A 15,063-nucleotide genomic window follows, 5' to 3' on the forward strand; every position below is an offset into this window, starting at 1 on the left:
TCGGTGGTTAAATTTGACAGCTCGGACGCGCTGCGGTGCTAGCTGGTAACTTACTTATTTTATTTGTAAGGTCTTGAATACGGGTGCTATGTGATGGGTGCGTTGAGAGCAACTCCGGTGGAGTATTACCACCTGAAGCTTTAGCCATATTTTTCCACAGGTCGATACTTTGTTTTGGAGCGAATCCCGCCTTTGCCATTAGTTCTAAACCAAGGATGTCGGCCTCAGATTCTTGGGTTCTGCCATAAGGCAGTAGAACTCCATATTGGACACCAACACCTAGTGCCGCCATGGTCAAGCCTCGATATTGTGAGTATTCAGAAGCACCAAGTGCGACGTCTGTTATCTGTAATCCTGCATTGGCTATCTGTGATTGAGACAGACGTTCATTGCTGTGATCTGCCAACACATGAGCTACTTCGTGTCCAATTACTGTTGCAAGTTGATCCTGATTGACAGCGACTTTTAATAGACCAGTGTAGACACCAATTTTACCGCCCGGCAGGGCAAAAGCATTGACTTGATCACTCTCGAAAACAACCACTTCCCATTGAGAGAAGCTTTGTTGTTTCGGTACGTATGCCGTAATGGCTGTAGCGACACATTGAACATAAGCATTGGTCTTTACATCTTTACTGATAGGGGTTTCGGTCTTCAACTGTTCAAATGAACTGTTACCCAAGCTACTCATGTCTTGATCAGAGAAAAGGATCAATTGATTTCGTCCTGTCGGGGAAGAGCTACACGCTGTCAAGCTAAGACAAGTTAAGATCAAAGAAGCTTTAATTTTGTTATTCATCGTTCGTTCCCAGTCTTAAATAATATGTTTATAGTATCATTCCATATAGGTACTTCGACAATAATAAATCTTCAACTCTATTAGGGCGTTACGATGGAAATATGGAAAAAATCAATAAGCTTAGACATCCTTAATGCTAGTAACAAAAATACGCTGATGGAGCATTTAAGTATTGTCTACACAGCATTTAGCGAGAACACAGTGACTGCGACAATGCCAGTATGCAATTTTACTCATCAGCCTTTAGGTATGTTGCATGGCGGTGCTTCTGTCGTGCTCGCTGAGACTTTAGGCTCTGTTGCAGCAAATTTTGCTGTTGATGAAGAAAGCTATTGCGTGGGTCTAGATATTAATGCTAACCATATTCGTTCGATGCGTTCTGGGTATGTGGTTGGAACTGCAAGCCCACTACACATAGGTGTGTCTACTCAGGTATGGCAGATCACTATTACTGACGAAAGAGATCGATTGGTCTGTACTAGCCGTTTAACGATTGCTGTTAAGAAAAAGCGCAACGACCGTCAGCAAATAAAAACTGAGGAATAAATGGTTATTGAATTCGAATACGGAAAAATAATCGCCACCCAACACGAAGTTGTGATTCGTTTGGAAGGAGAGCACCGAGCAACAATGCAAGCTGCCGCTGATGCTGTACAGCTAATGGGAAAAGGGGCAAACGTAGTCGTGGTAAATTGTAGTGAAGCAAAGTGGTCTATTAAATTAGACAACGAAACTCAACTACGACAGCTATCTCAAATCTTAGGTTGTTCTATTCACTAAAATTTTCATTAACTCACTTGCATGAATAAATAAAAATAGGGAAACTCACTGATAGTATGAATCATGTGAGATTTCCTCTTTATGAGCAGCCCCCGCTTAAGAGTCCAATTCGAAACTTTGTTCGAACACTTCAATGGTCAAGACGCTGATGCCCAGCTAGAAGATGTTGTTGATATTCTCTTCTGTACACGCCGAAATGCGCGAATTGTACTTAATAAAATGGAAGAAGAAGGCTGGATTGAATGGCATCCGGCGGCTGGTCGAGGAAAGCTATCCAAACTGATATTTAAGCGTAGTAGGGCTGATGTAAGTGAAAATTTAGCGAGACGTTATCTCGATGAGGGGAAAATTGGTCAAGCGCTTTCTGTACTTGATCATGATGCAAGCAAATTAACGCAAGTTATTCAGAGTTATCTTGGCGTACAGCACCAAGAAGGGCTTCAAGTTGTTCGCCTTCCGTATTACCGCCCCCTTTCTATGTTGAACCCATTAAAGCCAATGCGTCGTTCTGAGCAACATATTGCTCGTCAAATCTATAGTGGTTTAACTCGCTTTGATGAAGAAGAACAGCTTAAACCGGATCTCGCACATGCTTGGCAACTAATCACACCTCTACACTGGCGTTTTTACTTGCGTCCGGGTATCCGTTTTCATAATGGCAATTTACTTACCACAGAAACGGTTGTAGAAAGCTTATGGAATCTACGCTTCGTTAACTTGTTCTCTCACATAGACAAGGTGCAATCACCAGCGGACTGTATCGTTGATATATTTTTACAAAAACCAGATACCAGATTACCTCTATTGCTAGCAGAATGCTGCGCGAAGGTTTTATTGCCTGAAGCAGAACGTGGTGAAACATTTGATCTAATGCCAATTGGAACGGGTCCATACAAGGTTGTTCTAAATGATGAAAAGCGATTGGTTTTGCAAGCTTTTGATAGCTATTTTGGTTTCCGCTCATTGTTAGATCGAGTAGAAGTGTGGGTGATTGATGAAGCGCACTCTTCAATGGTATTTCCTAGCCTTTCTAGTCCGGTTAAAAACAAACGCGGCTCCTCTGCTGAAGATGTCGATCTTGATCCTGGCTGTACTTATTTATTACTTAACCGCCGTCATGGTGTTGCAGCAGACGAAACTTGGGCTGAGTATTTGTGTCACAAGCTCAGTGCAATGAACTTGTTTAAGTTGATGCCAGAGCAAAATATTGTCGAACTCGGAGTATTGCCTGCTCACGGTTTAAAGCCTGGTTGGTATCACCAGGTGCCAGTTAGTCACAGTGTCACGCCTAGTGCGCCTAAACGTCTTACCGTCGCATATCACGCACAGCATCCAACGTTTCCTATGATAGCAAAAGCGATTGAACAACTTCTGAAAGAAGATGGTATTGGTGTTGATTTTATCAAATATGAACTTACGGTAGAAAATGCCAGCGAAGTGGATATTTGGATTAAACCAATGGGAATCGCTAGTCATCGCGATGACGCATTAGCGGGGTGGTTGCTCAACGATTCGGATATTGAACATTTGAGTCGCCCTGATGATTTTCGTTTGTGGTCTGATTTGATTGATCAATGGCGTGCTGAAACTCAAGCGAACTTTCCAGGTAAAGAAATTGGCAAATGTCTAGTCGAATCACGACAAGTTATACCTATGTTTCATTGTTGGTTAGGTGTCAGTAAAGATCAGTGTGGTTCGTTACAGAATGCAAAATGCAATGCTTTAGGCTGGTTTGATTTTAGTCAGGTGTGGGTTAAACCTGAGTTTTAGTTTTAGTTTGGAGATAGTAATTAAGAAATGGCTTAACCAAACAAGAAACAACCAGAAAGACAATAGATATTTTTTGTAGTCAATGTCGTGTACAACTATTTAAGTATAAAAAAGGAGGAAAAGGAGCTTTAGTTAAATGCTTTAAAGAGAGGATTGTACAAAGCTATGTCTTAGAAGGCGCGAAATGTGCAAATTGCACCAGTGAGTTCGCTCGTGAAAGCATGATAATAGGAGTCCCTGCCTATAAAATCATTGGTTGAAAGGTACTAGTCAAATAGTTCATTCATATTAGTTATCTTTCACTTAGGAACCATAAAAGCTAACAAAAACTTAAAAATATTGGCTGAAATATTCTTAAATTGACCAAGCTCGATAAAATCGTTAATTTTTGTACTAATGAGTATCTTAAATTCGTAAAGATGTTAAAATCACGCCGTATAAATTTTTAAGCCAAATCATTCTCAATTTCTTGGAGTTGTCATGGAACTAGCGCTTATCATTACTTTTATCGTCGCGGCTTTGGTCATGGTGAAAAAAGAGATGGCAGAAAACAAATAATTTATCGCATTTAGTTCATTTTTATTTTCCTTTTTGAATGCAATGAATAATTATCATGAAGTCAGCTATAGCTGGCTTCATTTGTTTTTAGCCACAGGAAACCATTTCTTAAGTATAAATTCATATAAAATATCGTTAATATCGATTCGTCATTCATTTATCTAATCAATAACAAACCTGATGGCTTATTGTCTGAATGGTTTGGTGATTTACCTTTAGAATAAGGATATCGTCTTGCATAGCCCGATTACTCTTGAAGCACTGCATATTCTTGATGCTATTGATAGAAGAGGTAGTTTCGCATCTGCTGCTAACGAACTGAATAGAGCTCCCAGTTCTTTGAGCTACCAAATTCAAAAATTGGAGCAAGACTTAGACATCATGATCTTTGACCGTTCTGGTCATAAAGCTAATTTCACGGAGGCTGGTAAACTAATTCTTGATCGAGGCAGGGCAATTCTTTCAGCAACAGAAAAGTTGGTTAATGATGCGACGTTGCTTGCTAATGGTTGGGAACTTGATATTACGGTTGCTTTTGATGGCATCATTCCTGTTGCGTGTTTTTTCCCTTTGGTTGAAGAGCTGGGTAACGTAAGCAAGACCCGTATTAGGCTGCAAGAAGAGATCTTAGCGGGGTGTTGGGAATCACTCGCTACTGATCGTTCAGACTTATTAGTTTGTCCAAAAGTCGATACGCTACCTCAAGATGTTAAGTCAGAAGTATTAGGCACTATGTCTATGGTTTGGGTCGCGGCGACTAATCATTATGTTCACAAACGCAGTGGTGAGTTTAACGAAGAAGCGCGGCAAAAATACCGCGTGATTGCAATTGCTGATACAGCTCGAGATCAGCCTGCAATGAGTGTTAACATTCTTGAAAAACAGCCTCGCTTAACGGTTACGAATTTTAATGCAAAATGTCAGGCGCTAGTGGAAGGATTAGGTATTGGTTCTTTACCAAAACATGTCGCAGATCCATTGATAAAAGAAGGGAAGTTAAAAATAATCAGTGGTACTCAGGCGTGGGATATGGAGCTGATTATGGCATGGCGACGAAACAAGATTGGCGAAGCAAAATCTTGGTGTATTCAATATCTTAAGAAAAATTGGAGGTTGGTTTGAGATCAAATCGGGGCATAATGATCGTAAAGATCTTTATGCCCATTTAGCTATTAGGAATTAAGCGGCAATACCATATCCGCTGTACCATCCTCGAAATGAACATCTATTTCAAAGCCTAACCTTTGAGCTAATGTGAGCATTCCGCGATTTGTTGGCATTGTCATCCCTGACATTTGTTTAGTGCCTTTGGCTTTACAGTACTCAATAATTCTACTCATCAATATTTTACCCAACCCTTTACCTTTGACATCTGTACGTATAAGTATTGCGAACTCGGCATCGGTGTTCTCTGGGTTAATCAGTGCTCGTGAAACGCCAATAATTTCTTCTTTAGTTCCGTCGTTAGTTATCGCTACGAAGGCCATTTCTCTGTCGTAATCAATTTGAGTTAAATTGGCTAAAGCCTCATGGTTAAATTCACCAACATCTGAGAAGAACCGCTTATACAAATCTTCTTTACTGACTTTCTTTATGAATTCTGCGTGATGTGGTTCATCTTCAGGAAGGATAGGTCGTACGGTGATTATTTCGCCATCTTTCGCTGTACATTTTTCAACTAACTCAGTTGGGTATGGGCGTATTGCCAGACGGCTTTGTGTATCGCCCTTATATGTTTTTAAGGTTAAGTCGGCGTCAAGAACTGTAAACTGGTCTCCATTAACAAGTACTGGATGAATATCCAGTTCATAAACTTGAGGGCATTCGACGACCATTTGAGATATTCGCACGAGAAACTCTGACAAACCGTTTATATCAATAGGGACTGGCTGTTTTTGAAGGCGAATCTTCCCGCTACGAATAGCACGGACGATAAGATAACGTGCTAATGTTGTGTTGAGCGGAGGAAGTGCAGCCGCTGCATCTGAGGCTTCATTCCATTCTGAGCCTCCTTGACCAAGTAGAATTACGGGGCCAAATGTATTGTCGTGTTTAACTTTAATCCGAAGTTCTTCACCGCCAGCGAGTTTTGCCATGCCTTGAACTAATAATCCGTGGATATTTGCAGAAGGAAAATGCAGTTGTGCACGATCAAATATAGCATCCGCAGCGCTGGAGACTTCGTGTGAATTTCTTAAATTCAACATTACACCTTGAACATCGGATTTGTGGGCAATATCAGGTGACCTTAACTTAACAGCTACAGGGTAGCCGATAGTTTCTGCAATATGTACAGCTTCACTTGCATCTGAAGCAATCCAAGTAGGTAATAAATTGAAGCTGAAGCATTTCAAAAAGCTGCCAATTTGATGAGTATCCAAATGCAGTTGATCGTTTTCCGCTAGGTGTTCATCGATCCACAACTTTGCGGCATTGATCTCAGAAACATGAACTGCTTCTGCTGTTGTAGGCGTCTCCATTAATTGCTTCTGATTTCGTCTGTATTCGACCAAATGCATGAATGCGACTACAGCACTTTCTGGTGTTCTGTATGTTGGTATCCCAGCTTGATTAAACAGTTGTCTTGCTGGTCTTGCAGTAAGCTCACCGGACCAATTCGTTAATATATTGAAGCGTCGAGCACGGGGATGGGATTTGACGATATCAATAATTGCCTGTGCGGTTTGTTCTGATTGTGCTATCGCAGAAGGGCTATGCATTATCAAAATAGCATCGGCATTATCACTATCTAAAACAGCTTTTAATGCGTTGATGTAGCGGTTGTGGTCAGCATCTCCAACAATATCTATCGGATTACCGTGTGACCAACTCTGTGGCAAGCATTGATTTAGCGCTGCGAAAACAGATTCTTCAAGCTCAGCTAATCGTCCTCCATGATCTAGAAGGGTATCGGTGGCCATAATGGCGGGACCACCGCCGTTCGTAATAATAGCAAGACGTTCACCACGGAGCGGCACGGAATGGGTAAGTGTTTCCACGGCAGCAAATAGTTCGTGAGTATTATTTACTCGTAGCATACCTGTACGGCGAATTGCAGAATCGTAAATAATATCTAACGTATCATCTCCGCCTGTATGCATTTGAGCGGCTCTTTTCCCTGCTTTAGTTCGCCCACCTTTTAGCACCAGAATTCTTCTATTCCTTGAAGCTGCGCGAGCTGCAGACATAAATCGTCTTGCATCTCGTATGGTATCTACGTACAACAATATCGCATCGGTATGCTTATCTGTACTCAAGCAATCAAGCAAATCTGCAAAATCTATATCGGTTGCATTACCTAAAGAAACAAATGCTGAAAATCCAATTTGTTTGTCATTTGCCCAGTCTAAAATAGTCGTACATACGGCCGCAGATTGTGAAATGAAAGCGATATTGCCTTTAGTGGCAGTAACTGGCGAAAATGAGCCATTGAAATTCGCCCAGGGTAATATCAATCCTAAACTATTAGGCCCTAAGATACGCATTCCATATTGTTTGGCTATATCATTGCATTGTGCTTGTATCTCAAAACCTTGAGCATCAAGAGTGTACATGTCTGAAGACAAAATGATGGCATTTGCTACGCCAAGTTCTGCCAGCTGTTTGATAATGCTTAGGTTTCTGCTTGCATGGGTGCATAGAATAGCAATATCAGGTACTAATGGGAGTGAAGCAATAGTCTTGTACGCTAGGACACCACATACGGCAGGGTAATATGGTGTGACAGGCATTATGGCTCCATCGAACCCACCTTGAAGCAAATTCTTCATGACAATGTTGCCAGAACGGAAAGGGCGAATGGATGCGCCAATTACAGCGACTGATTGAGGTTTAAGCAACTGACTTAAATTGTTCATAATGATCATGCCATAAATTGACTGTGTTTATATCGTAACCAATTAATGCTGATTCTGGTTGCGTATTTACTGTCACTGTGATCATCACAGCACGTAACAACTGCGACTTTGTGTTCTAAATCACACCGTATCAATATATATTAATGGCTTAAGCTTGAATCTGTGTCTCTCTATCGGCATGATTTAAATTAATTATCACCAGAGCGTTTATATCAATGAATAAATTATTATTAGTAGGTTTGTCTGCACTTTTAGCTGCTTGTTCTTCTGGAACATATACCACAGATGTTAAATCAGAAAGTCATCGTGAAGAGTATAAGATGGCTACTATTCAACAACCTGTGGTGTCAGAGTCTGGTATGGATTCCAGTATCGTAGAAAAAAATGTTGAAGCATTAAATTCAGAGCAACAAGCTACTGAAATAAAAGCTGTAGCAACACAGGTGACAGAGGAGAAGAAAGCGACTGTAGCTACTTCGAATAATAATTTAGTCTCTATTATACCACCTACAGCAAAACAAGTTGCTATGAACCCGCGTTTTGGATACACGATTCAGGTAGTCGCTGTAGGCAGTCAAAGCAAAGTTGATCAATTTGCCAGCAAGTTACCAAAAAATGGGCAGCCTATTTGGGAAAACTACAAAGTTGTAAATGGCGTTAAATGGTACACGATCCTTTACGGTGATTACGCAACTCGTAAAGAGGCAACAAATGCTATCTCAAGACTTCCTGCAGATTTTAAGGACTTTAAACCATTTGCAAAAAGCATTGACGAAATTAAAAATTCGGAATTCCCAACTCTCAACAAGTTAAATTAAGTTTTTTAGAGTGGATTTAAGGGGCATTTTGCCCCTTTTGATTGTTATATGAGCAGTTAAACGAACTATTGCTAATCAACTGTGTAAGTTTGCTATGAATTTACTATGATAGAGGAGCAATTTACTTAAAAAGATGTCACGGATATATCAATGACAAAGACAACAATCCTTCTTTTATGCGGCGGTGGATCTTCTGAGCATGCTGTATCTCTTGTTTCTGCTAACTATTTGCAGCAGCAATTAGCCTTAACTAGCGAGTTTGAAGTCATTCGTGTAGAGATGAATAAAGATGGCTGGTTCACAGAAAAAAATGAACTGGTATATCTAGATACGAATACCGCTACGCTAAATAGCGAAAACTTCATGAAGAAAGTTGATTTTGTTGTGCCGTGTATACATGGATATCCGGGTGAGACCGGCGATATACAGTCAATGCTTGAGTTGGCCGGTATTCCTTATCTTGGCTGTGCGCCAGAAGCTAGTAGCAATAGTTTTAACAAAATCACGTCGAAGTTATGGTACGACGCTTTAGGTATCCCAAATACGCCTTATTTATTTCTAACCGAGAATAATGAATCATCGTATAAGCTTGCAAAAGACGCATTCCTTAAATGGGGTAAAGTCTTTATTAAAGCGGCTCGTCAAGGTTCATCAGTTGGTTGTTACAAGGTCACTAAAATTGACGATGTGGAAGGTGCTGTTGATGCTGCGTTTAGTTACTCAGAGCAAGTGTTGGTTGAAAAAGCAGTTAAGCCTCGTGAACTTGAGGTAGCAGCTTACGAAATGAATGGTGAACTTCAGATTTCTAAACCCGGTGAAATTATTGCACCTGAAGATGCGTTCTATAGCTACGAAGAAAAATACAGTGCTGATAGTCATTCAAGGACAGAGGTAGAAGCAAAAAATTTAACTGATGAGCAGCTAGAAACTATTCATCAAAGTGCGTTAAAAGTGTTTAAACATATGAAGTTAAGACATTTATCGCGTATTGATTTTTTCCTTACTTCTGAGGGGGATGTGTATTTGAATGAAGTAAATACATTCCCTGGTATGACCCCTATATCTATGTTTCCAAAAATGCTTGAACATAATGGACACAAGTTTTCAGAATTTTTGGCTCAGTGCGTAAACGACTCACTTATTCCCAAGGTTTAAATGAAAAAAACTTGAGTTTTTCTTTCTCAGCTGTGCCCTTGCAACCTATGTATTGATAGGGCATGGCTGGACTTAGCCATCTTCCAAACTCTTGAATTTCTTTTATTTTATATCCTTGTTCAGATAATTTATGAACTGCTCCCACTCTAGCTGATTGACCAGAAAACTTTAGCTCAGGCTTCCCTAACAGAGTTCCTGCATTGCGCAAAATTCGGAAAATTGACGAATCATTTAAGATGTTGTTTGCTACGTTTCCATGTTTATCAATAGATCTAAATACATAATTACTATCCCTAGGTACTAGGGTTAGCCATTTTCCTAAACAACTTACCGCATTTTTAGATAGCTGATACTGAGATTGCCCAAATGATAGGATTAAATGCTCACCAATAGTTTCAATTTGACTAAACAATAGATTTTTTAGTTCAGAACGTTTCAGTGCGCATTCAAACATCACATGGTAGATTGCTAAGTCTCGTATAACTTTAACTGATTTGCTTTTTGAATATTTTGAATACAATGCGCGTAAATGTGCATTGGTTAAACTGATAGCTTGAACCTCATCGCCTTTTTTATTTAGACGTAAAGTCATAAGAGCCTGTCGTACTTGAGGATTATCTGTAGGGTCTTTAATTGATAACAGACGATGCACCAAACTAATTGTTACACTGTATCGCCTTATCGAGCTATATTTACGTTTCTTTGATTCCATTTCTAGGAATAGGCGAGTGGCGGTAACTGACGCTGGAATTGCCTTAACAGATTTACTCTGGCAAAAACTAACGAATAGATTCCAATCATTCTTAAGAGCTAATAGGGAATTATGAGCATACGAATGCTGTGTTAAATCATCCATTTGTTCTAAGCTTATTAGCTCATTAAAATCAGTAACCTTTTGTTTTAGGATATGTTGATCTGTGACAAAAATTAGTTTTTTTTTCATTATAAGGCACTATAACTTATAGAATGGCTTAATAATATACTTGCTAACCATGCATATACAATTATTATTTAATAATACATTGATATGAGCAGATTAAAGTATGGCTAATGCGAGTTATCGTGGTTTCACACTACAAACAGCTAAACAATCACCTGATATTTGGCAGGTTCGAATTAAAACCCATGTTTTGTCAGGTAACTTAGCAGCAGTTAAGAAAAGTATCGATTGGTGGTGTGATACGGCTTCGTTAATCGATCCGAGCGAATTTGAATCTGTAGGTAAAGCACGAGAAGCTGCTAGTTCAGCAGCAGCTGAAGATCACTTTAACGGGTTTACGCTAAAGAATGACACTGGAGAGGCCAATGCATGGTATTGTTTTTTCAATGGTCGTTTAATTAAAGGTTCTAAGCTTGCATTGCAAAAACACATTGAAGCGTACCTTATAGCAAAACAACGAGCAGAAGCTCAGCAGAGAAAATAGTATGACTCTAGTATATTCAACAGAAACTGGCCGTATTAAGCAAGACGCAGAAAAAGTAGAAAGACCTAAAGGTGATGGCATTGTCCGTATTCATCGTGAGACTAAGGGGCGAAAAGGTAAAGGCGTTAGTATTGTAAAGGGCTTAGATCTTGACGATGCTCCGCTTAAACTTTTAGCCGCAGAGCTTAAGAAAGTCTGTGGCTGTGGTGGTTCAGTGAAAGATGGAGACATCGAAATTCAAGGTGATATGCGCGACAAAATTAAAGATCATCTCGAGAAGAAAGGAATGAAAGTAAAACTAGCAGGCAGTTGATCTTCTCGTATTTAGATTTAGCAAAGAAAGAGTCGTTATATTCTTTAACAGATGTCTTCAAACAGCAACCTAATAGTCAGTGATCCGCCCCAGCAGTTTTGGACACCGAGTTAAGTGAGTACAATCACTAACGAGGTGAACAATGACAACTAAGAAAACTAGAATTAAACATTCCCCTGAATTTAAGGCAGAAGCCCTGAAGTTAGCAGATAAAGTAGGAGTAGCTGCGACAGCAAGACAGCTTTCTTTACATGAATCTCAAATCTACGGGTGGCGGAAGAACTCGAAGAAAGACACCAATACTAGTCAGCGAGAGCAAGAGCTAGCCGCAGAGGTTGCCAAGCTCAAAAGGCAGTTGGCTGAGCAAGCAGAAGAGCTAGAAATTATAAAAAAGGCCGCCACCTACTTCGCGAAAAATCTAAAGTAAATTTCTATGAATTTATGCTCGAACACCTGCTGAGCTTCAGTATTGTGCGTATGGCTAAGGTGTTCGGGGTATCCCGAAGTGGGTTTTATTACTGGGTTAAGCATCGCCATAAGGCCATCCAACACGAGGTAATTCGCCAAAAGCTTGATACAAAAGTCAAAGAAGCTTTCGACAACAGCAAAGGCCGAGATGGCTCAAGGCGTATCCAAAAAGAACTGTCTGAGAGCGGTGATAACTACAATGTTAAAACCATTGCTGCCAGTATGAAGCGTCAAGATTTAACGCCGAAAGCTGCACGCAAGTTTAAGTGCACTACGGACAGCAAGCATCAAATGCCTGTTGCTCCAAACCTGTTGGCTCAGAACTTTAGCGCATCGGCTTCGAATGAAAAATGGGCTGGAGACATCACCTATATAGCGACAAGCGAAGGCTGGCTGTACTTGGCGGTAATTATTGACCTTTACTCAAGACAAGTAATTGGATGGTCTATGGATACCAGAATGACGGCTACGCTGGTCTGTGATGCGCTATCAATGGCGTTGTTCCGTCGCGGATTCCCCGAGCAAGTTATCGTTCATAGTGATCGAGGTAGTCAGTACTGCTCAAAAGATTATCGAGATCTCATAACTGCTTATAATCTAAAGCAAAGTATGAGTAGGAAAGGAAACTGCTGGGACAATGCTTGTGTTGAGAGCTTCTTCCATTCTATGAAAGTGGAAGCGATACAATATGAGCCAATTATGACGAGAGACCAGATGCGCCAAACGATCTTCGAGTACATAGAGGTTGATTATAATCGGACGAGAAGGCACAGTGCTCTTGGGTATCTAAGCCAAGTTAACTTTGAACAGCAAAATGTCGCTTAATGAAGTGTCCAGTCTGGCTGGTGCAGATCAGTTTGTTACGCAGGGTAATCCTAAGTCAGATGTTACGGTGCAACACGTCATCAATGAAAAGACTTCGAGATGGTCGGTCGGTTCCGTTGGTTAATATCCATATGAGTGAATCAGAATTAACTCATATGGATATTAGCTATTTTATGGTAAATCTCTTTATGTTTAATACGTTAGAGGGAAGAGTAGTCACTCAAATTAACAAATCTTAATAATTTGGGAATTACAGTAATAATAGTGAATATTCTCAAAAGTACCGGATCCAGTGTAAAAATGGCAATACACAATTAAGCATTAACTAATACAATGCTTAACATACTGAAATATTGCCTTAAATTTTTGACACCATAGACTGGATCAATCCAGTTTTAAATTGTCATTAACAAAAGAGATGAGTATAACTGTAGGCTCATAATAATATCATTTAACATAATACATATAATGCGCACTGGTTAATAACCTGTAAACTCGTAACACTTCCTATCATAATAGCTCCGTAACTCATTGATAACCTTTGCAATCCTTGCTTACTGTACTTTTTTGCAATGCGTTCCCACATGGCTTTTATGGTCACATTATCATTGCGATCAGCGTGTATTCCCAACAATGCTAACTCTGGTGGGATTCCTGCATTTTCCGCTAGAAAAACTGCTTCTGAATCAGAGATATAGCGAGTTCCTTTGCGCATTTCACTGATTCTAGACGGTTGCAGGTTTAAATCATGGGCAATTTGCTTGTCTTGTATGTAGTTTTGCGCCTTTTTATAGGCATCTAATAGCTGGCTTTGGTACATAGCGAGACTCCTTTTTTACCGATATTAGCTTATTTATTGCGCAATTGCGCATCTTGAACATCCGACAAAACGGAATTAGTCTTCCGGTAAATCGTATCTCAAATTGTCTCGATTATAGGCTGGTATTCGATAAATGCTCAAGCACGCTACCAAGATTTACTATGACTTACTGCCCGACTATTCGGTTTCTGTACTCGTGTACGGCTCGACCGAATGGGACGTTTTTCGCAGTATGAATCATCTGTACGCTTGGGCTGATGCGGAAATGACGCAGTATGAGTTGGTTGACATCACCAACACGACCGCTCAACAGCGGATGAACTTGGGGGTATTCGATGGCTGTCAGTATTGATTACCTCTGTTTCACCATGAAAGTCAAAGATTTACGCCACTGTGGACGCGCCACTTTCATGGATACTCATGAACACGATCCGAAAGTAATGAAAAAGTTACGGCGTAATACGGTAATGATGAATCCGTTAGCGCGCCTTTTTCCACAAGAGCCGGTATTTCTCACCGACTTTCGTGCGCACAGCGCCGACGACATTGAAACGTATCGTGAATTTTTCCGAGCGCAGTACACCGAGTATTTAGAACGTTGCCTTCGATTGTTTACCACGCACGTACTCGGTTTAACCATGACGGCACCACGTGGATTTGGTTTTCAGTTCTACACCGAATCGATGAAACTCACTACCGCCGATGGCGAAGACTTTTGCGGTTTCGTGGGGATCGGTGGCAACCAAGACACAGTGCATTTTCAGATTAACGGCACCGGATGCAAACACGTGTTTACCAAGCTGCCGGCTTGGGAGCTCCACGGTTGGTTGTCTAACGTGTTAGGTATCAAACAGCTGGCGCGTCTGGATTTGGCGTTCGACGATTATCACGGTTTGTTCGATTGTAACTACGCACTCAAAGCCGCTTATGAAGATGCATTTCGTACCGCCTCCCGAGGCGTTTCACCGACAGTGAATGAAAACCACAAGTACCGTTTTGGTGAAAACGGTACTAAGCACTACAGCCAAGAAATGGTCACCGTCGGCTCCCGTACCTCTCGCATTTACTGGCGTATTTACAACAAAGCCCTTGAACAGAATCTCGCTCAGAACGGCATGGTTTGGTATCGCACCGAGTGTGAGCTAAAAAAATGGGACATCGACGCCCTATTAAATCCTGACGGCGCCTTTGCGGCATTGAATGCTTTTAGTTCATCGATAAGCAGTGCTCCCGCCTTTAATACCAAGCCTCAGCCTGAAAAGCGTGTCGCGTGTGATGTGTTAAGTGCTGCCTATTGGATGCGTCGCCAGTACGGAAAGATCCTTAACGCGCTGATTGAAGAATTCGACGGCGATATTCCCAAGGTCATTGGATTATTGCAACGGGACGGACGCAAGTTCCGCTTCCCTGATACGTATGCGGCGTTAATCCAGTCCATTACGAACCGGTCTGTCTCAGACCCATTGGAGTGTTAAT

At 40.8% G+C, this 15,063-nt stretch carries 14 protein-coding genes and 3 pseudogenes; 13 read left to right on the top strand and 4 right to left on the bottom strand.

Features of this window, described 5'->3' with window-relative positions; all coding sequences use genetic code 11:
- Positions 1–7 precede the first annotated feature (7 nt).
- The gene (locus G5S32_RS19810) at positions 8–799 is read right to left on the bottom strand and encodes a M48 family metallopeptidase (RefSeq protein ID WP_165313863.1); all 792 of its coding nucleotides are present in this window, start codon (positions 797–799) and stop codon (positions 8–10) included.
- Between the two features lie 93 nt (positions 800–892).
- Between G5S32_RS19810 and G5S32_RS19815 the strand changes: the two genes are divergently transcribed.
- The 5 genes and pseudogenes from G5S32_RS19815 to G5S32_RS19835 all read left to right on the top strand — a co-directional run bounded on the left by G5S32_RS19815 (position 893) and on the right by G5S32_RS19835 (position 5,029).
- Positions 893–1,345 (top strand): hotdog fold thioesterase, encoded by a 453-nt coding sequence (locus G5S32_RS19815; RefSeq protein WP_165313864.1) that lies wholly within the window; start codon positions 893–895, stop codon positions 1,343–1,345.
- Positions 1,346–1,579: a DUF3389 domain-containing protein gene (locus tag G5S32_RS19820; RefSeq protein ID WP_165313865.1), complete on the top strand. Its 234-nt coding sequence runs from the start codon at positions 1,346–1,348 to the stop codon at positions 1,577–1,579.
- 81 nt (positions 1,580–1,660) lie between these two features.
- Positions 1,661–3,349 (top strand): SgrR family transcriptional regulator, encoded by a 1,689-nt coding sequence (locus G5S32_RS19825; RefSeq protein WP_165313866.1) that lies wholly within the window; start codon positions 1,661–1,663, stop codon positions 3,347–3,349.
- Positions 3,350–3,385: 36 nt separating this feature from the next.
- Positions 3,386–3,609 (top strand): annotated as a pseudogene (locus G5S32_RS19830) (hypothetical protein); the annotation flags it as partial.
- Between the two features lie 532 nt (positions 3,610–4,141).
- Positions 4,142–5,029 carry a LysR family transcriptional regulator gene (locus G5S32_RS19835; RefSeq protein WP_165313867.1) on the top strand — a complete coding sequence of 296 codons (888 nt, stop codon included), beginning with the start codon at positions 4,142–4,144 and terminating at the stop codon, positions 5,027–5,029.
- Positions 5,030–5,079: 50 nt separating this feature from the next.
- On the opposite strand, the gene G5S32_RS19840 is transcribed toward G5S32_RS19835, so the two are convergent.
- Complete coding sequence (locus G5S32_RS19840; protein ID WP_165313868.1) at positions 5,080–7,764, bottom strand: bifunctional acetate--CoA ligase family protein/GNAT family N-acetyltransferase; 2,685 nt, start codon at positions 7,762–7,764, stop codon at positions 5,080–5,082.
- Between the two features lie 215 nt (positions 7,765–7,979).
- Between G5S32_RS19840 and G5S32_RS21740 the strand changes: the two are divergent.
- From G5S32_RS21740 to G5S32_RS19850, 3 genes and pseudogenes are all read left to right on the top strand, one after another.
- Positions 7,980–8,124: pseudogene (locus G5S32_RS21740) on the top strand (SPOR domain-containing protein); the annotation flags it as partial.
- Positions 8,125–8,252: 128 nt separating this feature from the next.
- Positions 8,253–8,582 (top strand): annotated as a pseudogene (locus G5S32_RS21745) (SPOR domain-containing protein); the annotation flags it as partial.
- A 150-nt stretch (positions 8,583–8,732) separates the two neighbouring features.
- The gene (locus G5S32_RS19850) at positions 8,733–9,737 is read left to right on the top strand and encodes a D-alanine--D-alanine ligase (protein ID WP_165313870.1); all 1,005 of its coding nucleotides are present in this window, start codon (positions 8,733–8,735) and stop codon (positions 9,735–9,737) included.
- Here the strand turns inward: G5S32_RS19850 and G5S32_RS19855 are convergent.
- Positions 9,721–10,680 (bottom strand): tyrosine-type recombinase/integrase, encoded by a 960-nt coding sequence (locus tag G5S32_RS19855; protein ID WP_165313871.1) that lies wholly within the window; start codon positions 10,678–10,680, stop codon positions 9,721–9,723. The two genes, G5S32_RS19850 and G5S32_RS19855, sit on opposite strands and share 17 nt — an antisense overlap.
- A gap of 100 nt (positions 10,681–10,780) precedes the next feature.
- On the opposite strand from G5S32_RS19855, the gene G5S32_RS19860 reads away from it, so the two are divergent.
- From G5S32_RS19860 to G5S32_RS19870, 3 genes are all read left to right on the top strand, one after another.
- Positions 10,781–11,161: a DUF3319 domain-containing protein gene (locus G5S32_RS19860; protein ID WP_165313872.1), complete on the top strand. Its 381-nt coding sequence runs from the start codon at positions 10,781–10,783 to the stop codon at positions 11,159–11,161.
- Position 11,162: 1 nt separating this feature from the next.
- Complete coding sequence (gene yciH / locus G5S32_RS19865; RefSeq protein WP_165313873.1) at positions 11,163–11,474, top strand: stress response translation initiation inhibitor YciH; 312 nt, start codon at positions 11,163–11,165, stop codon at positions 11,472–11,474.
- 142 nt (positions 11,475–11,616) lie between these two features.
- Positions 11,617–12,767 (top strand): IS3 family transposase gene (locus tag G5S32_RS19870; RefSeq protein WP_165313874.1). Its coding sequence is split into 2 segments (ribosomal slippage): positions 11,617–11,860 and positions 11,860–12,767, totalling 1,152 coding nucleotides; the frame shifts between segments, so codons are not numbered across the junction.
- Positions 12,768–13,218: 451 nt separating this feature from the next.
- Here G5S32_RS19870 and G5S32_RS19875 read toward each other — a convergent pair.
- Positions 13,219–13,587, bottom strand: coding sequence for a DUF3693 domain-containing protein (locus G5S32_RS19875; RefSeq protein ID WP_165313875.1), 369 nt, complete (start codon positions 13,585–13,587; stop codon positions 13,219–13,221).
- Positions 13,588–13,720: 133 nt separating this feature from the next.
- On the opposite strand from G5S32_RS19875, the gene G5S32_RS19880 reads away from it, so the two are divergent.
- Entirely contained in the window at positions 13,721–13,939 is a 219-nt protein-coding gene (locus G5S32_RS19880; protein WP_165313876.1) for a hypothetical protein, read from the top strand.
- Positions 13,923–15,062 carry a replication initiation factor domain-containing protein gene (locus tag G5S32_RS19885; protein ID WP_165313877.1) on the top strand — a complete coding sequence of 380 codons (1,140 nt, stop codon included), beginning with the start codon at positions 13,923–13,925 and terminating at the stop codon, positions 15,060–15,062. Before G5S32_RS19880 ends, G5S32_RS19885 begins: the two co-directional genes overlap by 17 nt.
- The last annotated feature ends 1 nt before the right edge of the window (position 15,063 follow it).

The sequence above is a fragment of the Vibrio ziniensis genome (genome assembly GCF_011064285.1).
GTDB classification, from domain to species: Bacteria; Pseudomonadota; Gammaproteobacteria; order Enterobacterales; family Vibrionaceae; genus Vibrio; species Vibrio ziniensis.